Raw genomic sequence first — 24,915 nt, 5'->3', positions numbered from 1 at the left:
GCGGATCTCCTCAGGAGAAGCCGACTGCCTCAGGCGAAGAGCCCCGAGCCGAGAAAGTCGTTCTCGTTGCGCGCGCCGGGCGGGACCGCGAACACCGCCGAGCCGACGTGCTTCACGTACTCGTTGAGCGCATCCTTCGCGAGGCTCCGTTGCACCGTGATGAACTGCTCCGGCGATCTCTGGAACGACAGAAAGAACAGTCCCGCGTTCAGGCGCCCCAGTTCGTCGTTGCCATCGACGAAGTTGTAGCCGCGCCGCAGCAGCCGGGCTCCGCCGTTCACCTCGGGGTGCGCGAGGCGCATGTGCGCCGCCTTGTCGATGAGCGCAGTGCCGGTGGCCCCGGCCGCAGTGAAGTCTGGCTCAGCGAACTCCGCGCCGCCCGAGAGGGGTGCGCCGGAGCCCTTGCTGCGGCCGATCACCCGCTCCTGCTCGCCGAGTTGGCTGCGGTCCCAGGTCTCGATCATCATCCGGATCTTGCGGGCCACGAGGTAGCTGCCGCCGACCAGCCACGCGGGGCCGTCGGAGTCGGGGACCCAGACGTGCTCCTGCACGGCGTCGGACTCCTCCGACTTGATGTTGGCCGTGCCGTCCTTGAAGCCGAATAGGTTCCGCGGCGTCGCCTGTGCGGTCGAGGTCGAGGACGTGCGGCCGAAGCCGAGCTGCGACCAGCGCAGCGAAGCGCGACCGAAGGCAATCCGGCTGAGGTTGCGGATGGCGTGCACGGCGACCTGCGGGTCGTCGGCGCAAGCCTGAATGCAGAGGTCGCCTCCGCCGGCCGCGGGCACGAGCGCGTCGCCGCGAAAGCGTGGCAACGCCTGGAGTTGTGGGGGTCGACGCTCGGCAAGGCCGAACCGGTCAGCACCGGTTCCGTCGACGAAGAGCGTCGGGCCGAAGCCGACGGTGATCGTCAGCGAGGCCGCGTCGAGCCCGAGCGCCTCGCCGGTGTCCTCGGGGGGCGCGGTATCCGGCCCGTCGACGGCTCCTGTCTCGCCCACCTCGAGGCCCTGGGTCATTCGGGAGGCGGCGATCGTCCAATCCTGGAGAAGCTCGATCAGGTCGGTGCGGCTGGTGCCGGTCGCGAGGTCGAAGGCGGCGAAGTGGAGGCGGTCCTGGGCTGCGGTCGTGATCCCGGCCTGGTTCGCGCCGAAGAACGGCACGGTGCGCGCGGGGGAGGAGGCGGTCGCGCTCGACACGGCAACCGTCCCTCCGATGCCCGCGGCGAGCCCCGCTGTGCCGGCAGAGACGAGGCCGAGCAGCCCGCGCCGCGAGAGGCGGCGGGTCTGCTCTACGGGCGCCGTGCCCTCGGAGTCCGGCGACCGCTCCGTGCGCTCCTCGTCAGCCACTACGCTGTCGGCTTTTCGACGCCGAGTACCGTGTGGGTGAGCTGCGACAGCGGCTCCGAGAGAGCGTTGACCTGATCCGAGAGTTCCTTCTTCTGCTCCGCGGTCACCGTCGAGTAGGCCACGAAACCGGAGTCGATCGAGCCGTACCTGGCGAGCAGGGCGTCCAGCTCGCCGAAGCGCTGGGTGATCTGCGCCGTCAGGTCGGCTCCCTCAGTGCCGCGGGCCGTGGCGATCGGCTCAACGTTGCCGAAGGCGACCTCAGCGCCCTGCACGTTCGCGGCGAAGTCGGTGAGGTCAGTGCTCGACCACCAGTCCTCCTCGCCGGTGATCTTGCCGGCGGCGACCTCATCGAGCAGGCCGATCGCGCCGTTCGAGATGTCGCCAACCGAGACGGTGAAGTCGGGCGCGTTCACGAGGTCGTAGAGGCTTTGCACATCGGTCACGAGTCCCTGGCCGAACTGCGCGCGCTGCTCGGGGGTGGAGGGCGCCCAGTCGAGGACGGCGCTGGTACCGTCGGAGTTCAGAGCGCCGTCCGCGGGGAGCCACAGGTCCTTCTCGATCCGGTGGAAGCCGGTCCAGTCCAGGCCCTCGGTGACCGCGTCGACCTCTCGGTAGTCGATTTTCGGATCGAGATCGCCGAACGCCTCGGCCGTCGGCTCGATTCGCTCGTAGAACACTCGGGTCGAAGCGAACAGGCTGCGCGCCTTCTCGTCGTCGCCCGACTCGTAGGCCTGCGCGAACTCCTTTACTGCCGGTAGCAATTCACCGGCCTGCGACTTCACGTAGGAGACGTAGTTGGTGACCGCCGCGTCGGTCGCCGCTTTTTGGTCGGCCGACTGGGCCGTTGCTTCTCCTGTGACGGTGAATTCGCTCATGCCGACCGGGGCGCCGACCTGCTGAAACTTGCAGGCGGTGTAGTAGGTGCCCGGCTCGAGCTGCGCCACGTACGACACGCTCTGGCCCGGGGTCACGTTCTCCTTCTCGCCGACGATGCGCAGCTTGTCCGCGGCGAGGATTTCGAACTCGTTCACGTCGGTGCCGCCGTTGGTCAGGGAGAACCGCACGGCTCCGGCCTCGGTCGTGGCCGCGGACACCTCGCACGCGTCATCGCTGATCGCCACGTCGAGGGCACCGGCGGAGGAGGACGCCGCGGTGTTCGGCACGCATCCGGAGAGAAGCAGCGCGAGGGCACCGGCCCCGGCGAGGCCGAGGGTGGTGCGGGGGAGGCGGGTCGGGCGAGCGCGCACGGACATGGTTCTCCTGACATCGAGGGGGGGGTTGCGCGGCGGCGCGGATCACACGGACGTGGAAGCGGGGGCGGCAACCGGGGCCGCGCTGCCCCGTCGCGGGCTACGGAGGCGGACCTGGCGGACGAAGAGCACGCCGACGACGACGAGGTAGACCATCCAGGCCGCGAACTGCAGAGCGGTCGGCTCCGGCGTGTAGTTGAACAGGCCCCCGAGTACCGCGGTGAGGGTCGGCGGGCGGATCGGGCCGAGCGAGAACAGTGGTGCGCCCCCACCCGGCAGCAGCGACGCCTCCTGCAGGTCGCCGACCCCGTAAGCGAGGACCCCCGCGGCGACAACGATGAGGAAGCCGCCCGTCCACGTGAAGAAGCGTCCGAGGTCGATCCTGACGAAGCCGCGGAAGATCAGGTACGAGATGACGACCGCGCTGAGGATGCCCAGCAGTGCGTTGAAAGTGCCCTGCCACGCATCGGAGCCGGAGGTCGCGCTGCTCGAGGCGACGCTCGCCCAGACGAACAGGGCCGTCTCGATCCCCTCGCGCCCCACGCTGATGAAGCCGAGGAGGACGATGCCCAGCGCCGAGCCCGCGACCGCACCGTCGAGCTTGGACTCGAGTTCGCCCTTGAGACTGCGGGCGTTCGCGCCCATCCAGAAGATCATCCAGGTGACCAGCCCGACCGCGAGGATCGAAAGGCCGCCGCCGAGGATCTCCTGTGCCTGGAACGACAGCGTGGACGGACCCCAGGTCAGGATCGCGCCGGTCGTCAGCGAAATGATGATGGCCGCGGCGATCCCGATCCAGAGCCTCGGCAGCACGTCGCGCCTGCCGAGCTTGGTCAGGTACGCCACGAGAATGCCGACCACGAGGCCGGCTTCGAGGCCTTCGCGGAGGCCGATGAGGTAGTTTGCGAGCACGCGTGTTCTCTTGGTCGACGGTGGACGAGGAGGGGGCGGCTCCCGCCCCGAGCCGGCCGGGACGGCGGGCCCGAATGCTTCGGTAAGCCTTGCCTTACCTCGGTCGACTGTAGTGCGCCGCGCGATCGCTGTCCAGAAGCGTCGCGCGTCAGACGTCACGCAGGACGAGAGGCGAAGAGTGGACGCGGGCCGAGACGCAGCAATCGAGCGGGTGGTAGCAGTGCACGCGCACCCCGACGACGAGTCGATCACCATGGGAGGCACCCTGGCGCGCCTCGTGGCGCAGGGCGCCTCGGTCACCGTTGTCACCGCCACCCGCGGCGAGTGCGGCGAGGTGATCCCGGAGGACCTCCGAGCGCTCGAGGGCTCCCAGGAGCTGGCAGCGCACCGCACGACCGAGCTGGTCGTCGCCCTGACCGCGCTCGGAGTCGCCGATCATCGCTTCCTCGGCGACAGCGGCGCCCGCGCACCCGGCCTGGCCCCCCGCAGCTACCGCGACTCCGGCATGCAGTGGGGCCTAGCTCGGGTCCCCGTCCCGCTCGAGCCGGTGCACCCTGACGCCCTCACCGCCGCCGCGGAGGATGAGGAGGTCGCCGATCTCGTCGCCGTCCTGCGCCAGGTCGGCGCCGACATCGTCCTCTCCTACGACGCCGGCGGTGGCTACGGTCATCCCGACCATGTGCGCACCGCCCGGATCGCGGAACGCTCCGCCGAGCTGCTCGGCCTCCGGTTCCTCGCCGTCCTGCCCGAGTCGGCGCCGCCGCTGCCCGGGGATGTCGTGATCGAGCTCTCGCCCGCCGACTACGCCCGCAAGCGCGCCGCCTTCCAGGCCCATGCCACTCAGCTCGTCGTCGACGGCGACGAGGCTCGGCTCTCCAGCGGCCCGACATTCCCCATCGGGCGCATCGAGCGCTTCCGTCCGGCCGAGGCTCCCCGGGCTGGCGGCGGGCTCGCCCTCGAGCGGCCGACCCTTCGCTCGCGCGCTCTCTCGGGGGTGGTCGGCGTCCTCCTCGGGGCGGTCGTCGGAGCGATCACCACCGTCGCGCATCAGAGCACCCTGACAGTCGCAGGGATGACGCTGCCGGTCGGTCTCGGTGCCGCGCTCGCCGGAGTTTTCCTTCTCCTGCTCGGTCTGCGGCTCGTGCTCATCGACCGCTTCGTGGCGTTCTGCACGGCAATGGGCCTGCTCGCGATGATCGGGCTGCTCGCCCTGCGCAGCCCCGGCGGCTCCGTGCTCGTACCGGCCAACGGCCTCGGCGTCGCGTGGACCTTCCTCCCGGCCCTGATCGCCCTGGTCGTGATCGCGTGGCCGCGGCTGCGCGACCCGGCGCCCGCCGTCGTGCCCGCGGACGTCGCCGCATCGCCAGCCCCCGTACGATAGAGACACTGTTCGAAGGGACCTGGACGACCGTGACCTACGTGATCGCACTTCCGTGCGTCGATGTCAAAGACCGTGCCTGCATCGACGAGTGCCCGGTCGACTGCATCTACGAAGGCGAACGCTCGCTCTACATTCACCCCGACGAGTGCGTCGACTGCGGCGCCTGCGAGCCGGTCTGCCCCGTGGAGGCCATCTACTACGAGGACGACCTGCCCGAGGAGTGGTCGGACTATTACAAGGCCAACGTCGAGTTCTTCGATGAGATCGGTTCCCCGGGCGGAGCCGCCAAGGTCGGCGTCATCGCGAAAGACCACCCGGTCATCGCCGCGCTTCCTCCGCAGACTCACTGAGGCGCTCCCCGTGGCCCTCGGTGCATTGCCGGACTACCCCTGGGACCTGATGGCACCGTTCGCCCGGGTGGCGGCCGAGCATCCGGACGGCCTGGTCGACCTCTCGATCGGCTCGCCGGTTGATCCCACCCCGGCTCCGATCAGGAAGGCGCTGGCCCGTGCGACCGACGCGCACTCCTACCCGACCACGGTCGGCACGCCGGCGCTGCGCGAGGCGATCGCCGCCTGGTACGCCCGTCGGCGCGGTGTCCCCGGGCTGAGCCCCGACGAGGTGCTGCCGACGATCGGCTCGAAGGAGCTGGTCGCCTGGCTGCCCTTCCTCCTGGGCCTCGGCGACGGCGACGTGGTTGTGCATCCGCGTGCCGCCTACCCGACGTACGCGATGGGCGCGGCGATCGCGGGGGCGGAGGCATTCGCCTCGGACGATCCCACCGAGTGGCCCGAGCGCACCCGACTCATCTGGCTGAACTCGCCCGGCAATCCCGATGGCGCCGTGCTCGACGTCCCTGCCCTGCGGCGCGCCGTGGCCCGCGCACGCGAGCTGGGCGCTGTGATCGCGGGCGACGAGTGCTACGCCGAGCTCGGCTGGGACGAGCCGTGGGCGAGCGAACCGATCCCGAGCATCCTCGACCCGCGGGTCGTTGGTGAGGAGCGCCGCAGCGTCCTCGGTGTCTACTCCTTGAGCAAGCAGTCCAACCTCGCAGGCTACCGCGCAGCCTTCGTCGCCGGCGATGCGGCCCTGATCGCGCGCCTCGTTACCGTGCGCAAGCATGCGGGCATGATCGTTCCCGCGCCGCTGCAGGAGGCTATGGTCGCGGCTCTCGGCGACGACCATCATGTTGCCGAGCAAAAGGAGCTCTACCGCTCCCGCCGCGACCGCCTCCGCCCGGCGCTCGAGGCGGCCGGCTTCCGCATCGACCGCAGTGAGGCTGGCCTCTACCTCTGGGCAACCGAGGGTCGACCCGCCTGGGAGTCGATCGAGCGCCTCGCGGGCCTCGGGATCCTCGCCGGCCCCGGCGTCTTTTACGGCGACGGTTTCCCCGAGCACGTCCGCCTGTCTTTGACCGCCTCCGATGAACGGATCGACGCCGCTGCCGCGCGCCTCTCCGCCGGTCTCTGACCCCCCGTCCGCGCGGTTTCTAGCGGGTCTCGACAACGGTCGGGTGGTAGTCCTGAACGATGTCACAGTGCCCGGGCTTTGCCCATAGGCTGTATGCGGTTCGGCCGATGGCGCCTCACACGACCTCGGCTGCATCACGATCCAGACCCGGTGCCGCTCGCTCGGCGAGCGCCTCCGGGGTGCAACGGCGACGACCTGGGAGGCGTTGTGACCGAATCCGGCACGCAGAGCGAGGGAACCGCGGCGGTAGGTTCCTCGGAGTCCGCCACCGAGGAAGCGACGACGCAGACCTCACCGACGGCGAATCAGCAGCTCCCCGAAAAGGTCACCCTGACGTTTGGCGACCGGACCGCGGAGTTCCCGGTCCTGCGCAGCGCCGACGGCGCCTCGAGCATCGACTTCTCGACCCTGTCGAAGCAGACCGGCTTCATGTCGCTCGACTACGGATTCGTGAATACCGCGGCCACGAAGTCGCAGATCACCTACATCGACGGCGATCGGGGGATCTTGCGCTATCGCGGCTACCCGATCGAGGAGGTCGCCACCAACGCGACGTACCTGGAGGTCGCCTGGCTCCTTATCTACGGCGAGCTGCCCACGGCGGACGAGCTCGCGGAGTTCGACGATCGCATCCGCCGTCACACTCTGCTCCATGAGGACCTCAAGCGTTTCTTCGACGCGCTGCCCCACAGCGCCCACCCCATGTCGGTGCTCTCGGCCGGAGTCTCTGCCCTCTCGACCTACTACGAGGACAGCTCCAATCCGAAAGATCCGCAAGCGGTGGAACTGTCCACCATCCGTCTCCTCGCGAAGCTGCCGGTAATGGCCGCCTACGCGCACAAAAAGAGCATCGGCCAGGCATTCCTGTACCCGGACAATTCGCTGAGCTTCGTCGACAACTTCCTGAAACTGAACTTTGGCACGATGGCCGAGCAGTACCAGGTCGACCCGGTGCTCTCGAAAGCCCTCGACCGCCTCCTGATCCTGCACGAGGATCACGAGCAGAACGCGTCGACGTCCACCGTCCGCCTCGTCGGCTCGACCGAGGCGAACCTCTACGCCTCGATTTCGGCGGGCATCAACGCCCTCTTCGGCCCGCTGCACGGCGGCGCAAACGAGGCCGTGCTCACCATGCTCGGCCGCATTCGCGAGTCGGGCGAGAGCGTGTCGACCTTTGTCGAGCGGGTGAAGAACAAGGAGGAGGGCGTGCGCCTGATGGGCTTCGGCCACCGGGTGTACAAGAACTACGACCCGCGCGCCAAGCTCGTCAAGGAGAGCGCATCCGAGGTGCTCCAGGCGCTCGGAGTGAAGGATCCGCTGCTCGACATTGCGATGGAACTCGAGGCCCTCGCGCTTGAGGACGACTACTTCAAGGAGCGCCGCCTCTATCCCAACGTCGACTTCTATACGGGTGTCATCTATAAGGCGATGGGCTTCCCCACGCGGATGTTCACCGTCCTCTTCGCTATCGGCCGCCTCCCCGGCTGGATCGGGCACTGGCGCGAAATGAACATCGACAAGCAAACGAAGATCGGCCGCCCCCAACAGCTCTACACAGGCTCGCCCGAACGCCCCTGGCCCACCGACCGCTAACCCCCTCCCCGGCCGCCGCTTCCGGCCGTCGAGGGAACCCCTGGCGCGTCGAGGGTCAGGCGTGCAGGGTGGCGTTCAGCTCGATGCCGGCACCGGTGCGGGGGAGGACCTCGACCGCACCGGTCAGCGAATTGCGGCGGAAGAGCAGGTTCGGCACGCCAGAGAGCTGCACGGCCTTGAGCGTCTGCGGACCGCCGTCGGCACGCGGAGCACCGCCGACCACTACCACCTTGGTGCCCGCCGTCACGTAGAGGCCCGCCTCGACCACCGTGTCGTCGCCGAGAGAGATGCCGATACCGGAATTCGCACCGAGCAGCGCTCGCGCGCCGATCGAGATGCGCTGCACTCCTCCGCCCGAGAGCGTGCCCATGATCGAGGCCCCACCGCCGATGTCCGAGCCGTCGCCGACGACGACGCCCTGAGAGATCCGTCCCTCGACCATCGAGCTGCCGAGCGTGCCGGCGTTGAAGTTCACGAAGCCCTCATGCATGACCGTCGTGCCTGGCGCGAGATGCGCGCCGAGGCGAACGCGCGAGGTGTCCGCGATGCGCACTTTCTCGGGAGTGACGTAGTCAGTGAGCCGCGGGAATTTGTCGATCCCGGTCGCCTGGATGCCGTGGCGCCGGAGCGAGGGTCGCAGGCGGGTGAACGACTCCGGCGAGACGGGACCCGCGTTGGTCCAGACGACGGTCGGCAGGTGGGCGAAGACTCCGTCGAGATTCACCTCGTTCGGCCGCACCAGCAGATGCGAGAGCAGGTGCAGGCGCAGGTAGGCGTCCGATGTGGAGGCGGGGGGCGCCTGAATGTCGATCTCCAGGGTGACGACGTCGATCCGCACGTCGCGCCGCGGGTCCTCTCCTGCCTGTTCCTCGAACTCCGCAGGGATGATCCACGGGTCGCGTCCCGCCGGGATGGTGCCGAGCCGCGGCTCGGGGAACCACGTGTCGAGAACGGTGCCGTCTGCGGCGATCGTGGCGAGTCCGTATCCCCAGGCGAAGCCAGGCGCGGGGGAGTCAGCGGAGGGAACGAGAGTCATGCCGTTCAGGGTATCGCGGAGCCTTCGGGGGTATCGCGGAGCCTTCGGGGTATCGCGGAGCCTTCGGGGTACCGCGAAGGATGCGGCCGCTACCCTGGGGCGCATGTTCGACGCGACCGCTGCCCCTCCGCTCGATCTCACGACCGATCCGGTCACCCTCGCCCGGGCGCTCTGCGACATCCCGTCGGTCTCGGGCGACGAGCGCGCGATTGCCGACGCCGTCCAGTGGGCGCTCGAACAGTACGACCACCTCGAGGTGATCCGGGACGGCCACACCGTCGTCGCCCGGACGAATCTCGGTCGTCCGCAGCGGGTCGTGATCGCCGGGCACCTCGACACGGTGCCGATCAACGGCAACCTCCCCGTCGTCGCCGACACAATCGATGGCGTCGACTACCTGATTGGCCGCGGCACGGTCGATATGAAGGCCGGAGTAGCCGTACAGCTCGTGCTCGCCGCCGAACTCGTCGATCCCGCAGTCGACATCACCTGGATGTGGTACGACAATGAGGAAGTTGGCTCCGACCTCAACGGCCTCGGCCGCCTCTCCCGCCATCGCCCCGACCTCTTCACCGCTGATTTCGCCGTCCTCGGTGAGCCGACGAGCGGCGACGTCGAGGGCGGCTGCAATGGCACGCTCCGCGTCGACGTCATCGCGCGCGGCCTCCGCGCCCACTCGGCCCGCAGCTGGGTCGGCGAGAACGCCATCCATGCGGCGGCCCCCATCCTCGATCGCCTCGCGGCCTACGAACCGCGCGAGGTCGAGGTCGAAGGCCTGGTCTACCGCGAGGGCGTCAACGCGGTTCGTCTCTCGGGCGGAGTCGCCGGCAACGTCATCCCGGACCTCTGCACCGTGCAGGTGAACTACCGCTTCGCGCCTAACCGCACTGGCGAGGAGGCTGTCGCGCACCTCCGCGAGCTCTTCGACGGCTTCGAGGTCGAGGTCGCTGACCTGGCGGAGGGAGCCCGCCCCGGTCTTGACGCACCGCTCGCCCGCGCCTTCCTGACCGCCGTCGGGGCGACGGCGAAGCCGAAGTACGGCTGGACCGACGTCGCCCGCTTCTCGGCGATGGGCATCCCAGCCGTCAACTACGGACCCGGCGATCCCCTCCGCGCCCATGCTGACGACGAGCGGGTGGCCGTTGACGAGATCACGGACTGCGCCGCGGGATTGCGCCGCTGGCTCGCCGTGTCCGCATGAGCGCCACGACGGCCGTTGCGCCGCGGGGTTCCGTCCTCCGGCGAATCCCGTGGTGGGCGCAGGTTCTCTCCGTCTACCTCGCCACCCGCGTGGTCACGACGGTGATCCTGCTGCAGTTCGCAGCGGCTCAGGCCGCCAACCCCTGGACCGGCCCGTCACCCTCTTACTCGGCTTTTGCCACGCTCTGGGACAGCCGTTGGTACGAGATCATCGCCGCGGGGGGTTACCCGCAGGTCCTGCCGATCACTCAGGCGGGGCACGTCGCCGAGAACGCGTGGGCCTTCATGCCGCTGTACCCGGGAGTGGTGGGGCTGCTCATGGCGGCCACGGGCCTTCCCTGGGGACCGGCCTCCGTCATCGTGTCGATGCTCTGCGGAGCGGGCGCCTGCCTCGCGCTGTACCGCCTGCTCCGGCACTCCCTCAGTGGGTCGCAGTCGCTGGTCGCCGTCCTGCTCTTCTGCGTGGCGCCGACATCGCCGCTCCTGCAGCTTGGCTATGCGGAGTCGATGGCGATGATGCTGACCGCGATCCTCCTGGTGCTGCTCGTTCAGGGGCGCTGGCTGGCCGCCGCTCCCGTCGTGCTCCTGCTGGGGCTTACCCGGCCGAGCGGACTCGCCTTCGCCGCCGCCCTGGGCCTGTACGTCGTGGTCCGGGTCCTGCGTCGCTCGAGCACCCCCTTCCCGCGGGCTCAGTGGCTGCCCGCGGTTCTGCTGACCGCCTGGGGGCTGGTCGTGGGCCTCCTCTGGCCGGCCATCGCCTGGGCCGTCACGGGATCGGTGACCGCGTACACCGACACCGAGCTCGCCTGGCGCTCGGCGTACATCGGCTATCAGGAGCTTTTCCCCTTTACTCCGTGGTTTCAGGGCGGCGCCTGGTGGGGTTCGTGGTGGTTCGGCGAGCCGGCGCTGGGGAAAGTGCTGGTCGTGCTGCTTGCGGTTGCATTCGTCGCGATCCTCGCAGCACCCTGGACGAGGCGTCTCGACCTTTTCAGCCGTGTCTGGATCGCCGGCTACGGGGTGTACCTGTTCGCGTTCTTCTACCCTCAGTCGAGCACTTTCCGCCTGCTCGCGCCGATGTTCCCGATCGTGGGAGCGCTTGCAGTGCCGCGCTCCCCGGCGTTCCGGGTGCTCCTGGTGCTGCTCGGAATCGGCGGTCAGATCGCCTGGATCTCGATCTGCTGGGCCGTGAACGGCTCGGACTGGACTCCGCCCTGATCTCTCACGGACGGGGCTCCTCGACCGGCGAAGGGATGAGCCGAGAGCCCCCGCCCTCGGATACCTCTCGGATGGGGGGCGGCTGACGACGGCTTCGTCCCCCTGGTGCGGGTAGCATTCATTCAATGTCCCTCCTCACGCCAGCCGGTGAGCCGCGACGACGCCGGTCGTTCCTCCGAGGGTTGATCCGACCACTGATGACGTCCGCCCCCCGCTCCGTGACCGGTCGGCAGGTGCGTAGCTCGGTGAGCTGCTGGCCCTTCGCGTGAGCGTTACCGAGGTCGCGACGCGGCCAGCAGAGACGGCTCCCGCGCGCTCGCGCTGGTCCCGGTTGCGGGCACTGCCCTGGTGGATCCGGGTGCTCGCCGTCTTCGCGATGTCCCGTGTGATCACGACCGCGATCATGCTCGGCCTCGCGCCCCGGTCCGCTGAGTCGGCGGACCTGCGCGACATCTACGTCCGCTTCGCGACGATGTGGGACGGCGGGTGGTACCACACCATCGGCATGACCGGCTACCCGTCGGTGCTGCCGCTCTCGCCCTCAGGCGGAGTCGAGCAGAACCCGTGGGCTTTCATGCCGGTTTACCCCTTCACGGTCCGCGGTCTGATGACCGTCACAGGCCTCGACTGGGCGAGCGCCGCGGTGCTGGTCGCGGTTCTGTGCAGCGCGGCCGCCTGCTTGGTGATCTACCGCCTGATGCGCGTCTCGCTCAGCGAGAGCCAAGCGCTGATGGGCATCGTCGTCTTCTGTGTCGCGCCCACGTCGCCGATCCTGCAGATCGGGTATGCCGAGTCCGCCGCGATTCTCCTGACGGCGGTCCTGCTCCTACTTCTGCTGCGGCGCCGGTGGATCTGGGCCTTCCCCGTTGTGCTTGTTCTCGGGTTGTTGCGCCCGAGCGGTCTCGCCGTCGCGGCGATGATGGGCCTCTATTTCCTCCATCGGGTCTGGCGGCACAGACGCGGGACCGAGACCTTCCCCCGCGCTGACTGTATTCCCGTGGTTGCCCTGACGGTCTGGGGTCTCATGGTTGGCTTCGCCTGGCTTCTCATCGCCTGGGCGGTCACCGGCTCTCCGAGTGCCTATACCGACACCGAGCTCGCCTGGCGCAACGTGTTCCTCGGCGAGCACGAGCTCATCCCCTTCACCTCGTGGTTCGCCGGCGGAGCCTGGTGGGGCGACCTGTGGTTCGGCTCGCCGATCCTCGGCATGGGTCTCACCGTCCTCGCGGTGCTCGGATTCCTCACGGTTCTGTCCGTCCGAGCCACACGCAGGCTCGACATCTTCTCGCGCCTGTGGGTGAGTGGCTATGCGATCTATCTCTTCGCGTTCTTTTACCCGCAGTCGAGCACCTTCCGCATCCTGATGCCGATGTTCCCGCTGGCCGGCGCGCTCGCCGTGCCGCGATCTGTTCTCTTCCGTGTGTTCATCGTGGCGGCGTCGATCGTCGGCCAGGTCGTTTGGCTGCTGCTGTGCTGGGTAGTCACGCCCGGCGACTGGACGCCCCCGTGATCCCGCGGGTAGGTCGACTCAGGTCGCGGTTCTGAACGACTCCGTGCATAAGGGATAATAAGAGGCATACGTCACGAAAGGGGAACTCTATGGCGGCCATGAAGCCGAGGACCGGAGACGGACCGATGGAGGCTGTTAAGGAGGGGCGACTCATCGTCGTGCGTGTTCCGCTCGAAGGTGGCGGACGCCTCGTCGTCTCGGTCAACGATGCAGAGGCACAAGAGCTTCACGACGCGCTCGCGTCAGTGGTATCTCCCGCCTGATCCGCACCGTCGAGAACGCCCGTCGCACACCGTGCGGCGGGCGTTCCCTCATTCTCGGGGGTCGGCCGCGTCGCGGGGACCCGTTTCCCTGGCGGCTCAGGCGTGGCGCTTGTTGGCCTGAAGGAGGCCGTCGCCGATCGGCGAGAGCACGCTGACCACGGCGGGGGAGGCGCAGACCTCGGCGACCAGAGTGCGGAAGGCGGTCGCACTCTCGTCGCGCTGTGCAGGATTGGCCACGCGTCCGCGCCACAGTGCGTGCGGAACGAGGACGGTGCCGCCCGGTCGGACCATGCGCAGCGCGTGCTCGACGTTCTCGATGACCTGGAGCGGGTCGCCGTCGACGAAGACGATGTCGTAGGAGTTCTCGTTCATCCGCGGGAGCACCTCAAGGGCGCGGCCGGGGATAAGGCGGAGGCGGCCAGGCGAGATCCCCGCCTCGTGGAACTGGGCGCGCGCGTGCTGCTGGTGCACCGCCTCCGAATCGATGGAGGTGAGCATCGCCTCCGGCGCGCCATCGAGGAGCCACAGGCCACTCACTCCAGTGCCGGTGCCGATCTCGATGATCGACGTGGCACGCGCGGCCGCGGCGACCAGCGCCGACTGCGCGCCGATCGTGGGAGAGACGGCCTCGATGCCCAGCTCGACCGAGAGCCGGCGGGCCGAGGTGATGGCGTCCGACTCGACGATCGCGTCCTCGGCGTACTTCCAATTGGCATCCTTATCGGACACGGGTGGGCTCCTCTGGTCGGTGCGCCGGACGGGTCGCGTGCGGCACGGTCAGGCTACGGTGGCGCGCGGGCTCCGCCGCGCAGGCGCGGCGGGTTAGTGTTGTCCTCGTGTTCGGTTTGACGTTCGACAAGCTCCTCATCATCGGCGTCATCGCCGTCTTCGTGCTGGGGCCAGATCGCCTTCCCTACTACGCCGCTCAGCTCGGGCAGCTCGTGCGCAAGGTGCGCGGATTCGCCTCCCAGGCGCGCGAGCGCGTCAAGGACGAGATGGGCGATGAGTTCAACGAGGTCGACTGGCGCAAGCTCGACCCGCGTCAGTACGATCCTCGGCGCATCATCCGTGACGCCCTCCTCGATGACGACGAGCCGACTCCGACCGTCAAACCGCCCTCGACGGTCGCGGCCCCGGTCGGCCCCAGCGGTACCGGCCCCGCGCAGGACAGCTACTACACGACGATGCAGCGTTCCGTCGGGACGGGCTCGCTTGCGAGCGTGGCCCCGCCGCCCATCGACTCCGAAGCGACCTAAAGACGACGCCACCTGAACACGACGCCACCTGAACTCCGAGTCACAGAGCCCCGAGTCTGTGAGCGTCGGCCCGCATCTCTCTTCCGTGGCTGGCGCAGGACGTCTCAGCTGAGTGCGATCGGCAGTCGCTTGCCCGTGAGTCCGCGCGGTCTTGCGGCGAGAGTGTGAGCCAGCTCGTCGATCGCCTGAGCAGCCGGATCCGTGGGATCGCCCACCACGACGGGGATCCCGTCGTCACCGCCCGCTCGGAGCGCCACGCTGATCGGTAACGAGGCGAGGAGCGGGACCGTCTCGCCCGATGCGCTTAATCGCCGGGCCACTTCGGCGCCGCCGCCGCTGCCGAACAGGTCGAGCACCGATCCGTCGGCCTGCGCTAGCCCCGACATGTTCTCGATGACTCCGATGATGCGCTGACCCGACTGGCGCGCGAGGGCTCCGCTGCGCTCCGCGACATCGGCGGCGGCCGGCTGCGGAGTGGTCACGATCAGAACCTCGGCGTGGGGGAGTAGCTGCCCGATCGAGATGGCGACGTCGCCCGTGCCCGGGGGCAGGTCGAGCAGGAGAACGTCGAGATCGCCGAAGTACACGTCCGTGAGGAACTGCGAGATCGTCCGGTGCAGCATCGGGCCGCGCCACGAGACGGCGGCGCCTCGGGTATCGCCCTCGAGGAACATCCCGATGGAGATCACCTTCACGCCGTGCGCGACGGGCGGGAGCATCAGCTCACCCACCCGGGTCGGGCCCGCGACACGTCCGTCGTGCATCAGGCCCAACAGCCCCGGGATCGAGAAGCCGTGTACATCGGCGTCGACCAGCCCGACCGCCAGGCCGCGGCGGGCGAGGGCGACCGCGAGGTTGGCGGTGACGGTGGACTTGCCGACGCCGCCTTTGCCGCTGGTAATGGCGTAGACGCGGGTCAGTGAGTCGGGGCCGAAGGGCATGGCGCGCCGGCCCCCCTGCAGGCGCTCGGTGAGCGCGGTCCGCTGCGCCGGTGTCATCACGCCGACCACCACGTCGACCGCGGTCACCCCGCGCACTGCCGCAGTGGCCTCGCGGACGTCGCGCTCGATCGCCGCGGCGGCCGGGCAGCCGACGATCGTCAAGCGGATGGCGACGCGTACAGCACCGTCGTCCGACGCCGTCACGGACTCCACCATGTCGAGCTCGGTGATCGGCTTGCGGATTTCCGGGTCGGCTACGCGCGCGAGTGCCGCGCGCACTGCCGCCTCGAGAGCGGCGAGTTCATGCATCGCGGCGCTCAGGCTCCTGGGCCCGATCCTTCTCCAGCTCCTCGAGCAGGCCGCGCAGCTCCGAGCGGATGAAGTCCTTGCTGGCCATGTCGCGGATCGCCAGACGCAGCGCCACGACCTCCCGCGCGAGGTACTCGGTGTCGGCGAGGTTGCGTTCGGCGCGCTGGCGATCCTGCTCGATCTGCACGCGGTCGCGGTCGTCCTGTCGGTTCTGAGCGAGCAATAGCAGCGGGGCGGCGTAGGACGCCTGCAGCGACAGGATCAGCGTCAGGACCGTGAAGCCGAGTGCCTGCGAGTCAAAGCGCGCGTCATCCGGGCCATACGTGTTGAACATGAGCCAAAAGACGCAGAAGATCGTCATCCCGACCAGGAACCACGGGGTGCCCATTCCGCGAGCGAACGACTCTGTCAGTCTCCCGAAGCGGTCGCTGCTCTGGCGGTTGCGGCGCGAGAGCACCCGGGTGCGCAGGCCCTTCGGGGCGTCGAGTCGGCGATCCTGTTTGCTGTCCCTAGCCACGCGCACCCCTGGGTCCTCGTCGTGCCCTGCCCGTCGCGGGTACCGCGGGCGGCTCGAGCGGGATGCCCTGCGTCGCGGTGGTCACCGGTGTCCGGGGTTCGTCGTCGTCGCCGTGGCTGCGCCAGTCGTCGGGGAGGAGGTAGTCGAGCACGTCGTCAATGGTCACCACTCCGACGAGGCGGTGGGCCGCATCGACGACGGGGACCGAGACGAGGTTGTAACTCGCGAGGATGCGCGCGACCTCGGCGGCTGATGTGTCAGGCGTGATCGGATCCATGCTCGCGTCGAGGAGGGTGCCGAGGCGTTCGTGCGGCGGGTAGCGGAGCATCCGCTGGAAATGCACCATGCCGAGGAAGCGGCCGGTCGGCGGCTCGTAGGGCGGCAGGGTGACGCAGACGGCGGCTCCCAGCGCGGGCGCGAGCTCGTGCCGCCGGATGAGCGCGAGTCCCTCGGCGACGGTCGCCTCGGCCGAGACGATGATGGGTTCGGTGGTCATCAGTCCGCCCGCTGACTCCGGCGCGTAACTGAGGAGCATGCGGACGTCGTCCGCCTCCTCCGGCTCCATCAGTTCGAGCAGTGCCTCGCCGCGCTCGGCCGAGAGCTGTGCGATCAGGTCGGCAGCGTCATCGGGCTGCATCTGGTCGAGCACGTCGGCGGCGCGGTCGTCGTTGAGCTGACCGAGGATCTCGACCTGCTCGCTCTCGGGCATTTCCTCGAGCACGTCCGCCAGGCGGTCGTCCGAAAGTTCGCCGGCGACCTCGAGCATCCGCTGCTGCGGGAGATCGAGGAGAGTGCTCGCGAGGTCGGCTGGCTTGAGCTCGGAGAGACTGGCGACGTACTGCTCGGCGGACTGCGCCTGCGTCGAGACGCTCTCGCGCACCTCGCGCCAGCCCGCGAACGCGGTCGCACCCTTGGCGAAGGGGGAGGGGCTGGTCTTCGGGCGGCGAACGAAGAGCTGGGCCACCTCCCACTCGCCCGGTGCCGTCTCCTCGATCGCGACATCCTCGACGGTCGCATCTCCCGAACCGTCAACGAAGCTGACGCGGCGCCCGAGGAGCTCGGCGATGACCCGCACCTCTCCGCCGCGCTGTTCAAAGCGGCGCACGTTGATCAGGCCGGTCGTGATGATCTGCCCGCTGCCGATGCTGGTCACTCGCCCGATCGAGACGAATACGCGGCGCCGACCGGGGATCTCGACGACGAGTCCGACGACGCGAGGCGCGTCGTTGTGCCGATAGACCAGGAGAACGTCGCGGACCTTGCCGACTCTGTCGCCGGCGGGATCGAAGACGCTGCATCCGGCCAAGCGCGCGACGAAGACTCTGGCGGAACTCACGGCTACAAACCTAGACCCGTGCAGCCGGACGAACGCCGATCCCTCCCGGGCTCGGCGCGCTCCCCACGAGCGCTCAGAGACCGTCAAGTCTGCTGTGCAACCCTAAAAGGGTGACTCAGCAGACGCCGTTCAACGGTCGAGGGCCGGCCTTCCCGACCATTCCGCGCGGGGAGATCCTTGCGACATTCGAGACGTATCAGGAGGCGCAGGCCGCGGTCGACGCCCTCGCCAAGGCCGACTTTCCGGTGCGTCAGCTCGCCATCATCGGCAACGAGCTGAAGAGCGTCGAGCGCGTCACCGGCAAGCTGACCTGGGGCCGCGTCGCCCTCGCGGGTGCCGCCTCCGGAGCCTGGCTCGGCGTGTTCTTGGGGCTCTTGCTGATCATCTTCTCGCCGACGACCGAGTTCTCGTTTTTGTTCGCCGCTGTGCTCCTGGGCGCGGGCTTCGGGATGCTGTTCGGTCTCGCCTCCTACGCCGTGAACCGGCGTCGCCGCGACTTCACCTCGACGATGCAGGTCATCGCGACGAGCTACTCCGTGCTCGTTGACCCCGAGGTCGTGAACCGGGCGCGCAACCTGCTCGACGGCGCGCCGGCCGCGGCTCCGCAGGCCGCGTGGCCGCCGCCACCCGGGGCCGAGCCGCAGCCGGTCCGGCCCGAGGACGATCCGCGCTGACGCTTCGCCGTTCTCCTTCGAGGTTCGCGAGACAGTCCAGAACGGACGACGGAGAGCTTGTCGGCGCGGTTCGCGGCAGAAGGTCAGGCGGATCCCGTGGGCGGGAGAACGATGTTGACCGCGAGGCCGCGGGGTGTGCGGTTCGCGAGGGCGACAGTGCCGCCGGCCGAGAGAACTGTGGTGTGCACGAGTGCCAGGCCCAGGCCGCTGCCGCCCGACGCGAGGGTACGCGAGTGGTCGGGGCGGGAAAAGCGGTCGAAAGCCACCGGGATGAATTCGGCGGGCATGCCGGGTCCATCGTCCGACACCGTCAGGAACAGTCGCCCGTCGAGCTGATTCAGTGCGACGACCACCATGCCGCCACCGTGCAGTGCCTGAATCGCGTTCCGCACGAGATTGTCGATGACGCGGCCGAAGTCCTGGGTGGCGACCGCGTAGAGGCGGGCGGGCTCCCGCTCGTCGATCTCGTAGTCAATTTCAACCCCCGATTCCGAGGTGATGAGGCGGGTGCGATCGACGGCTGCGACCAGCTCATCGACGAGTTCGGCGAACGTTGCGGCGGGTCGCACGGTCTGGCTTTCAATGCGCGAAATGTCGAGCAGGGCGGACGCGAGTCTGACCAGGCGGTCGACGCTCTTCTGTGCGTCGAGGATCACCCGATCCACGGCCATGGCGTCCTCGACCCGGTGATGCGCGATCTCGAGCTGGGCCGAGAGGGCCGCCAGGGGGGTGCGCAGCTCGTGGCTGGCATCCGACACCATCTGCTTCTCGCGGGCGAGGGAGGCGGTCTGCTTGGTCAGGAACGCGTTGAGTGTCATTGCCAGCTCGTCGATCTCGTCCCGTGTGCCGACCACAGGGAGCTGGTCGCCCTGCCCGGGATCGGCGGCAATCTCATCGGCGCGTGCGCGCATCCTCCGCACCGGCGCGAGGGCAGCACCCGTCAGAATCCAGGACGCGAGACCGAAGGTGACCACCAGGAAGATCGCTGCGTAGACCAGGACGTGCGCGAAGTCGTCCAGGACGAGTTGCGAGGCGGCCTGGTCGCGTGCGGACGCTACCTGCCAGACGCCCTGCTCGCTCTCGATTGCCGCGATGCGCACGAGGTAGCGCGCGTCGGACGTCGTCACCTCGCTGTAGCGGGGAGTCGTCTCCGCGGGGCCGGTCCTGAGGGTGAGAAGGACGTTTCCGCCGAGTCGGGAGGGCATCGTCGACGTGCGCACGCTGTGATCGGGCGCCAAGGCGAGAAATAGCCCGGACGATGACCCCTGCGTCCGTGGAGAATTGCCCATCGAAATGTCGCGGCGTACCTCCTCCTCGACTGACGCCAGGATGGTGCGCTCGCTCCGGTCAACGATGCCCGTGACCACTTGATAAAAGAGTAGAGCCGAGAGGCCGAAGAGCACAGTAGCGACCGCGACCGTGCCAGCGGTGATCCGCGCACGGATCGAGAGGGCTCCGCTCCGACGGGGTTGGGCGCGCGCCTGCGTCACCAGCTACTCGACCGGTCGGAGGAAGTAGCCCTTGCCGCGCACCGTGACAATGCTGACGCCGGTGTGCTCCGTCGGCAGCTTTTTGCGGAGGTAGCTGACGTACTGGTCGACGATGTTGTTGTCGACAATCTCACCGCCACCCCAGATCTCCGAGAGGATGCGCTGGCGTGTGACGACGGAGCCGACGGGCGTGATCAGCAGCTTCAGGAGTTCGAGTTCTTTGGGGCTGACGTGGATGCGGGAGCCGTCGGCGGTGCGGCGGATACTCGATCCGTCGACCGTGATCAACCCGACGTCAATCGATGTGGACATCAGCGAGGGGCTGCGCCGCAGCAGGGCCCGGAGACGAGCGTTGAGCTCGGTGAACGCGAACGGCTTCGTGAGGTAGTCGTCTGCGCCGGCATCGAGACCAAACACGCGGTCCTCGATCGCGTCGCGCGCGGTGAGCAGCATGATCGGCGTCGGTCGGCCCAACTCACGGATCCGTCGACAGATCTCGAAGCCGGACATCGCCGGGAGCATCACATCGACGATGGCAGCCGAAAAGTCGGCGTTGGTGAACGCGACAAGCGCGTCTATGCCATTCGTGGTGAGCACGGACTCGTATCCGGCGTCTTCGAGGCCGCCGACGAGGGCCTCTCCCATGGCTGGATCGTCTTCGACTAGCAGGATCTTCACGCGCTCACCCTACGTGGCGGCATTCGAAATCACCGCCTCGAAACAAGCATTTCCACAAGACTGCGAGTCACGTCAAACGTAAGAGAGGAACGTCTCAGCGCACTTCCGAAAAGCTTCCCATCGTGCACTTCAGCGTCGTCGCGGACGTCGCCTGTTCCGTCCGCGGTATCCCTTCGTTCTGTCCGCGGTATCCATTCCTCGCACAGGAGGGCGGTCACGCAGGAGTTGCGACCGGGCGTGCGAGTAGCGCATCGCGCTCGGCGGCTGCCGGTCGGAAAGGAGAAGAGGGCCGGGCCGGAAGAAACGGCGCCCCCCAGAAACGGTGCCCCCAGTAGGATTCGAACCTACGCCCCTGCCTCCGGAGGGCAGTGCTCTATCCCCTGAGCTATGGGGGCCAGGAGTGCCTGTCCACATTAGCACCCGGACGCGGCGGCCCCCGACGGGAGGAGCGTGCCCGTGCGTGCCACGATGGAGCCATGCTGCGCACCGTCTCCGCATCGCTGGACCTGCGTCTGAATGGGCCGACGGACCTGGTCTTTCTCGTGGCGGTGACGCCGACGGGTGAGGCGATCGACGATTCCTTCACGGTGCACCTCGACGGTCGGCCCGTCCCCGTGCGAGAGTTCTCCGCGCGGCACGGAGCCCGGATCCACCGCGTCGCCGGCACCGAGGGGGACATGCGGGTCGACTATCGCGCGAGCGTGCGCGGTCACGGCGGGCCGGACGAGCCCAGCGAACTCGAGCTGGTCGAGTACCTCCGGCCCAGCCGTTACGCCGAGGCGGACGTGCTCGACGGGATCGCGCGGCGCGAGTTCGGGCGTGTTCGAGGGTTCGAGGCGCTGACCGCGGTGGAGGAGTGGGTGCACGGCCACCTCTCCTACGTCGTCGGATCGACGGTTGCGACGGGAGGAGCGGCGCGGGTCATCGAGAGCGGGCAGGGCGTCTGCCGTGACTTCGCGCACACCGTCGCCGGCCTCCTGCGCGCCCTTGATATCCCCGCGCGGGTGACCGCGGTCTACGCGCCGGGACTTGCGCCGCGGGACTTCCACGCGGTCACTGAGGCGTGGGTGGGCGGTGCCTGGCACGTCGTCGACGCGACGCGGCTCGCTCCGCGCGGGTCGATGCTGCGTATCTCATCGGGGCGGGATACGGCGGACACCGCGTTCCTCAGCAGCTACCTGACGACCCTGCAGCTGACCGGCATAAGCGTCGAGGCCTCCTGCGACACCGCGGTCCTCGACGACCACGTCTCGCCCGTCCGGCTGGGTTGACCGGACCGGACCGGCCGAGGGCTTAGCCCGCGAGAGCCGCCAGAGCCGAGCGTACGAGCGGTTCGGGATCACCCGGCTCGATGAAGGAGGCGCTGGACGTCTCAATCCAGTAGTCGCCGACAAAAGCGTCCGCCACTCCGCGCCCGTCGGCGACCTGGTAGTAGCCCTCGATCTCGGGCGGCCTGCCATAGGTCGGGACGGCCTTACTCGTGGTGAAGTACTCGTTCTTGAGAGCCTCGATCACGCTCGGAGCAAGGTGGGCGACAGCGAGCTGTAGCTGCGCTCCAGAGTCGTCAGTCCAGCCGCAGACACGACCGTCGTACTGAGCGATCTCGCGTGACACGGCGGTCTGCTCGACGTTGTCGGCAGGGGAGAACCCGGCCCACGGGCCCTGGAACGCTGAGGCGGGCACGAGCTGCTCGCAGGTCAGCGGGATCGGAGTCCCTGAGACGTCGTTACTCGCGGCCGGTGCCGGGTCCGCGGTCGGAGCGCACGCCGCGAGGGTGAGGACAGCGGCGGCGAGCAGGAGGACGGCGGGACGACGCATGCGACGCACCCTAGCAACGGCTGCCTGCCGAGCGGCCCCGCGGCACGGAAGGGGAGAGGGACGACGGCCGGTAGAATCGCTCCCCGTGACTCCGGAACAGCTCGCCTCCTCCCTGCACGCCCTCGTCCTCGACGCCGTGCAGCGACGAGGGAGCGATGGTGGAGTGGAGCTGACCGACGTGGTCCTCGAGCGGCCGAAGAACCGCGATCACGGCGACTGGGCCTCGAACATCGCGATGAAGCTCGCCAAGAAGGTGGGCGCGAGCCCTCGAGAACTCGCGGCCGAACTCGCCGAGGGGCTGGGAGCGGTCGAGGGCGTCGCCTCGGTCGAGGTCGCCGGCCCGGGCTTTCTCAATGTGCGTCTCGAGGCCGCCGCGGCGGGCGCGCTCGCCGGCGTGATCGTCGAGGCGGGAGCCGCGTACGGCACCGGTACCGCGTACTCCGGCGTGCGGATGAACCTGGAATTCGTCTCGGCGAATCCCACCGGCCCCATCCACATCGGCGGCACCCGCTGGGCCGCGGTGGGCGACAGCCTGGCGCGGATGCTGATCTCTCAGGGTGCCGAGGTCACCCGCGAGTATTACTTCAACGACCACGGCGCACAGATCGACCGCTTCACGCGGAGCCTGCTCGCGGCGTACCGCGGCGAGGCGACCCCCGAGGACGGCTACGGCGGCGCGTACATCGGCGACCTCGTCGACCGGGTCGTTGCCGCCTATCCGGGCGACCTTTCCGTCCTTCCCGACGAGGAGGTCGCCGAGACGTTCCGTTCAATCGGCGTCGAGCTGATGTTCGGCGAAATCAAGCAGAGCCTGCACGAGTTCGGCGTCGACTTCGACGTCTACTTCCACGAGAACTCGCTGCACGAGTCTCGGGCGGTCGACCGCGCGATTGCGCGCCTGCGCGAACTCGGCCACATCTTCGAGGCAGACGGCGCGACCTGGCTGCGCACCACCTCCTTCGGCGACGACCGTGACCGCGTCATCATCAAGAGCGACGGCGAGGCGGCGTACATCGCGGGCGACCTCGCCTACTACCTCGATAAGCGTGAGCGCGGCTTCGATCGCGCGATCATCATGCTCGGGGCCGACCACCACGGTTACATCGGCCGCATGATGGCGATGTGCGCGGCGTTCGGCGATACCCCGGGGGTGAACCTCGAGATCCTGATCGGCCAGCTGGTCAACCTGCTCCGCGACGGGGAGGCGGTGCGGATGTCCAAACGCGCGGGCACCGTCGTGACGATGGAGGACCTGGTCGAGGCCGTCGGCGTGGATGCCGCCCGGTACTCCCTGGTGCGCTCGTCCGCCGACTCGACCCTCGACATCGATCTCGATCTATTGACCAAGCGCAGCAACGACAACCCCGTCTATTACGTGCAATACGCCCACGCCCGTACCCGCCAGGTCGCGGCGAAGGCGGCGGCGTCCGGAGTGCCCGCCGAGCCGTTCGCGCCGGAGACGCTGGTGCACCCGACCGAGTCGGCGCTGCTCGGCGGCCTCCAGGAGTTCCCGCGGATCGTCGCGCACGCCGCCGAGCTGCGCGAGCCGCACCGCGTCGCCCGCTACCTCGAGGAGATTGCCGGGCTCTATCACCGCTGGTACGACAACTGCCGGGTGGTGCCCCAGGGCGAAGATCCGATCGAGACGGTGCACTCGACCCGGCTCCGTCTGAACGAAGCGACCGGGCAGGTGCTGCGCACCGGGCTCTCGCTGTTGGGCGTCACCGCTCCGGATCGGATGTGAGCGCGACGGAGGTGTCGCCTCGGCGTCGGCGCGGAGGACGAGCAGTCGTCGTCCTCCTGATCGTGCTGGCGCTGCTGGCCGTCGCCGCGGTGGTTGGCGACGGCATCGCCCGTCGCGCGGTGGCCGACCGAGCGGCGGCGAGCCTCCGGGAATCGCTCGCGCTTCCCGCCGACCACGCTATCGACGTCGAGGTGGGCGGCTGGGCCGTGCTCCCGCAGCTGCTCGCGGGGCGACTGGACCGCCTCGACCTGCGCAGCTCGGACGTCTCGTTCGGTGAGCTCGATGGCGACGTGGCGGCGACGCTGGTCGGTGTGCCGGTCAGCGGGAAGGGCCCCGTGGACGCCGGTACCGCGACCGTTGCGCTCGATGCCGACTCCGTCTCGCGGCTGGTGACCGAGCACAGTACGGTTCCGGTCGACGCAGTGACGCTCAACCCTCCCCTCGTTCGGGTGAACGCGACGGTGGGCGTGCTGGGTCTGTCGATTGGGGCCGGGGTCGGTATGCGGCTTGCGGCCGTCGACGGCGGGATCCTGTTGACGCCGGACGACATTTCCGCCGCCGGTGCCACCTTCTCGGTTAGCGCCTTCCGCGAGCGCTTCGGCGCGGCCTCAGGCACCCTGTTGGCGCCGACCTCGATCTGCATCGCCGACTCCGTACCGAGCGGCCTGACCCTCACCGCTGTCGAGGTCACCGACGCGTCGCTGAACGCCTCCTTCGTGCTCTCGTCGACCTTCCTGAGCGATTCCGCGGAGCAGGAGACCGGCTCCTGCGCGTAAATCGGCACGGACGTCGAGGTCGCGACCGCTAGGATCGGAGCCCTGTGCCGGCGTCTCCCGCGGGCAGGATCACTTGCATCGCCGGCTTCAGGGGTCAATCCGGACCCGCTCGCCCCGCAGTGACGCTTTCACTCTGCTCTGTGCTTTCACTCTCTCTGTGCTCTCACTCTGCTCCGTGCTCTCACTCTGCTCCGTGCTTTCAC

At 68.8% G+C, this 24,915-nt stretch carries 24 protein-coding genes and 1 tRNA gene; 13 read left to right on the top strand and 12 right to left on the bottom strand.

Translation table 11 applies throughout. The annotated features are described in order from the left end of the window. Window positions 1-29: 29 nt before the first annotated feature. Genes efeB through efeU form a run of 3 tightly spaced genes read right to left on the bottom strand, consistent with a single transcriptional unit; the run spans window position 30 to window position 3,505 of the window. Window positions 30-1,343: an iron uptake transporter deferrochelatase/peroxidase subunit gene (efeB, locus tag HRF29_RS03980; RefSeq protein ID WP_173244911.1), complete on the bottom strand. Its 1,314-nt coding sequence runs from the start codon at window positions 1,341-1,343 to the stop codon at window positions 30-32. Continuing rightward, entirely contained in the window at window positions 1,343-2,596 is a 1,254-nt protein-coding gene (efeO, locus tag HRF29_RS03975; RefSeq protein WP_173244908.1) for an iron uptake system protein EfeO, read from the bottom strand. Before efeO ends, efeB begins: the two co-directional genes overlap by 1 nt. A gap of 42 nt (window positions 2,597-2,638) precedes the next feature. Further along, window positions 2,639-3,505 (bottom strand): iron uptake transporter permease EfeU, encoded by an 867-nt coding sequence (gene efeU, locus HRF29_RS03970; protein ID WP_173244905.1) that lies wholly within the window; start codon window positions 3,503-3,505, stop codon window positions 2,639-2,641. Window positions 3,506-3,683: 178 nt separating this feature from the next. On the opposite strand from efeU, the gene HRF29_RS03965 reads away from it, so the two are divergent. From HRF29_RS03965 to HRF29_RS03950, 4 genes are all read left to right on the top strand, one after another. Continuing rightward, on the top strand, window positions 3,684-4,886 hold the full coding sequence (locus HRF29_RS03965; protein ID WP_173244902.1) for a PIG-L family deacetylase: 1,203 nt from the start codon (window positions 3,684-3,686) through the stop codon (window positions 4,884-4,886). A gap of 29 nt (window positions 4,887-4,915) precedes the next feature. Then, window positions 4,916-5,236, top strand: a complete 321-nt coding sequence (gene fdxA, locus HRF29_RS03960) for a ferredoxin (protein WP_173244899.1) — start codon at window positions 4,916-4,918, stop codon at window positions 5,234-5,236. A 10-nt stretch (window positions 5,237-5,246) separates the two neighbouring features. Continuing rightward, a complete protein-coding gene (gene dapC / locus HRF29_RS03955) occupies window positions 5,247-6,356 on the top strand; it encodes a succinyldiaminopimelate transaminase (protein ID WP_343043639.1) in 1,110 nt (369 codons plus the stop codon). Window positions 6,357-6,686: 330 nt separating this feature from the next. Beyond that, the gene (locus tag HRF29_RS03950; protein ID WP_173245943.1) at window positions 6,687-7,949 is read left to right on the top strand and encodes a citrate synthase; all 1,263 of its coding nucleotides are present in this window, start codon (window positions 6,687-6,689) and stop codon (window positions 7,947-7,949) included. 55 nt (window positions 7,950-8,004) lie between these two features. Here the strand turns inward: HRF29_RS03950 and dapD are convergent, their stop codons facing one another. Further along, window positions 8,005-8,985: a 2,3,4,5-tetrahydropyridine-2,6-dicarboxylate N-succinyltransferase gene (gene dapD, locus HRF29_RS03945; protein WP_173244892.1), complete on the bottom strand. Its 981-nt coding sequence runs from the start codon at window positions 8,983-8,985 to the stop codon at window positions 8,005-8,007. 103 nt (window positions 8,986-9,088) lie between these two features. On the opposite strand from dapD, the gene dapE reads away from it, so the two are divergent. The 4 genes from dapE to HRF29_RS03925 all read left to right on the top strand — a co-directional run bounded on the left by dapE (window position 9,089) and on the right by HRF29_RS03925 (window position 13,173). Continuing rightward, on the top strand, window positions 9,089-10,186 hold the full coding sequence (gene dapE / locus HRF29_RS03940; protein WP_173244889.1) for a succinyl-diaminopimelate desuccinylase: 1,098 nt from the start codon (window positions 9,089-9,091) through the stop codon (window positions 10,184-10,186). After that, on the top strand, window positions 10,183-11,400 hold the full coding sequence (locus HRF29_RS03935; RefSeq protein ID WP_246226588.1) for a hypothetical protein: 1,218 nt from the start codon (window positions 10,183-10,185) through the stop codon (window positions 11,398-11,400). The genes dapE and HRF29_RS03935 overlap by 4 nt, the downstream gene beginning before the upstream one ends. Before the next feature lie 265 nt (window positions 11,401-11,665). Beyond that, the gene (locus HRF29_RS03930; protein WP_173244886.1) at window positions 11,666-12,910 is read left to right on the top strand and encodes a hypothetical protein; all 1,245 of its coding nucleotides are present in this window, start codon (window positions 11,666-11,668) and stop codon (window positions 12,908-12,910) included. An 89-nt stretch (window positions 12,911-12,999) separates the two neighbouring features. Next, on the top strand, window positions 13,000-13,173 hold the full coding sequence (locus tag HRF29_RS03925) for a DUF3117 domain-containing protein (protein WP_097165630.1): 174 nt from the start codon (window positions 13,000-13,002) through the stop codon (window positions 13,171-13,173). 96 nt (window positions 13,174-13,269) lie between these two features. Here HRF29_RS03925 and HRF29_RS03920 read toward each other — a convergent pair whose 3' ends face one another. Further along, window positions 13,270-13,902 (bottom strand): class I SAM-dependent methyltransferase, encoded by a 633-nt coding sequence (locus HRF29_RS03920; RefSeq protein WP_173244883.1) that lies wholly within the window; start codon window positions 13,900-13,902, stop codon window positions 13,270-13,272. A 107-nt stretch (window positions 13,903-14,009) separates the two neighbouring features. Between HRF29_RS03920 and HRF29_RS03915 the strand changes: the two genes are divergently transcribed. Next, entirely contained in the window at window positions 14,010-14,429 is a 420-nt protein-coding gene (locus tag HRF29_RS03915; protein ID WP_173244880.1) for a twin-arginine translocase TatA/TatE family subunit, read from the top strand. Window positions 14,430-14,533: 104 nt separating this feature from the next. Here HRF29_RS03915 and HRF29_RS03910 read toward each other — a convergent pair whose 3' ends face one another. Genes HRF29_RS03910 through HRF29_RS03900 form a run of 3 tightly spaced genes read right to left on the bottom strand, consistent with a single transcriptional unit; the run spans window position 14,534 to window position 17,532 of the window. Beyond that, window positions 14,534-15,679, bottom strand: a complete 1,146-nt coding sequence (locus HRF29_RS03910) for an Mrp/NBP35 family ATP-binding protein (protein WP_173244877.1) — start codon at window positions 15,677-15,679, stop codon at window positions 14,534-14,536. Then, the gene (locus tag HRF29_RS03905; RefSeq protein ID WP_173244874.1) at window positions 15,672-16,196 is read right to left on the bottom strand and encodes a DUF1003 domain-containing protein; all 525 of its coding nucleotides are present in this window, start codon (window positions 16,194-16,196) and stop codon (window positions 15,672-15,674) included. Before HRF29_RS03905 ends, HRF29_RS03910 begins: the two co-directional genes overlap by 8 nt. Next, complete coding sequence (locus HRF29_RS03900) at window positions 16,189-17,532, bottom strand: magnesium transporter MgtE N-terminal domain-containing protein (protein WP_173244871.1); 1,344 nt, start codon at window positions 17,530-17,532, stop codon at window positions 16,189-16,191. Before HRF29_RS03900 ends, HRF29_RS03905 begins: the two co-directional genes overlap by 8 nt. Window positions 17,533-17,642: 110 nt before the next feature. Between HRF29_RS03900 and HRF29_RS03895 the strand changes: the two genes are divergently transcribed. Beyond that, complete coding sequence (locus tag HRF29_RS03895) at window positions 17,643-18,206, top strand: YflT domain-containing protein (RefSeq protein WP_173244869.1); 564 nt, start codon at window positions 17,643-17,645, stop codon at window positions 18,204-18,206. A gap of 83 nt (window positions 18,207-18,289) precedes the next feature. Here HRF29_RS03895 and HRF29_RS14800 read toward each other — a convergent pair whose 3' ends face one another. The 3 genes from HRF29_RS14800 to HRF29_RS03880 all read right to left on the bottom strand — a co-directional run bounded on the left by HRF29_RS14800 (window position 18,290) and on the right by HRF29_RS03880 (window position 20,769). After that, the gene (locus HRF29_RS14800; protein ID WP_173244867.1) at window positions 18,290-19,696 is read right to left on the bottom strand and encodes an ATP-binding protein; all 1,407 of its coding nucleotides are present in this window, start codon (window positions 19,694-19,696) and stop codon (window positions 18,290-18,292) included. 3 nt (window positions 19,697-19,699) lie between these two features. Next, window positions 19,700-20,374, bottom strand: coding sequence for a response regulator transcription factor (locus HRF29_RS03885; RefSeq protein WP_343043638.1), 675 nt, complete (start codon window positions 20,372-20,374; stop codon window positions 19,700-19,702). Between the two features lie 323 nt (window positions 20,375-20,697). After that, window positions 20,698-20,769 (bottom strand) — tRNA-Arg (locus tag HRF29_RS03880). An 81-nt stretch (window positions 20,770-20,850) separates the two neighbouring features. On the opposite strand from HRF29_RS03880, the gene HRF29_RS03875 reads away from it, so the two are divergent. Then, window positions 20,851-21,645 carry a transglutaminase-like domain-containing protein gene (locus HRF29_RS03875; protein ID WP_173244864.1) on the top strand — a complete coding sequence of 265 codons (795 nt, stop codon included), beginning with the start codon at window positions 20,851-20,853 and terminating at the stop codon, window positions 21,643-21,645. A gap of 22 nt (window positions 21,646-21,667) precedes the next feature. Here the strand turns inward: HRF29_RS03875 and HRF29_RS03870 are convergent, their stop codons facing one another. After that, window positions 21,668-22,192 (bottom strand): hypothetical protein, encoded by a 525-nt coding sequence (locus tag HRF29_RS03870; protein ID WP_173244861.1) that lies wholly within the window; start codon window positions 22,190-22,192, stop codon window positions 21,668-21,670. Window positions 22,193-22,277: 85 nt separating this feature from the next. On the opposite strand from HRF29_RS03870, the gene argS reads away from it, so the two are divergent. Together argS and HRF29_RS03860 are read left to right on the top strand one after the other, a co-directional pair. Beyond that, the gene (gene argS / locus HRF29_RS03865) at window positions 22,278-23,936 is read left to right on the top strand and encodes an arginine--tRNA ligase (protein WP_343043637.1); all 1,659 of its coding nucleotides are present in this window, start codon (window positions 22,278-22,280) and stop codon (window positions 23,934-23,936) included. Then, window positions 23,933-24,712 carry an LmeA family phospholipid-binding protein gene (locus HRF29_RS03860; RefSeq protein ID WP_173244855.1) on the top strand — a complete coding sequence of 260 codons (780 nt, stop codon included), beginning with the start codon at window positions 23,933-23,935 and terminating at the stop codon, window positions 24,710-24,712. Before argS ends, HRF29_RS03860 begins: the two co-directional genes overlap by 4 nt. Window positions 24,713-24,915: the final 203 nt, after the last annotated feature.

The organism is Rathayibacter agropyri (assembly GCF_013249015.1).
GTDB lineage: Bacteria > Actinomycetota > Actinomycetes > Actinomycetales > Microbacteriaceae > Rathayibacter > Rathayibacter agropyri.
Note: the sequence above shows the minus strand (reverse complement) of the source record. Positions and strands in the feature narration are given on the sequence as shown.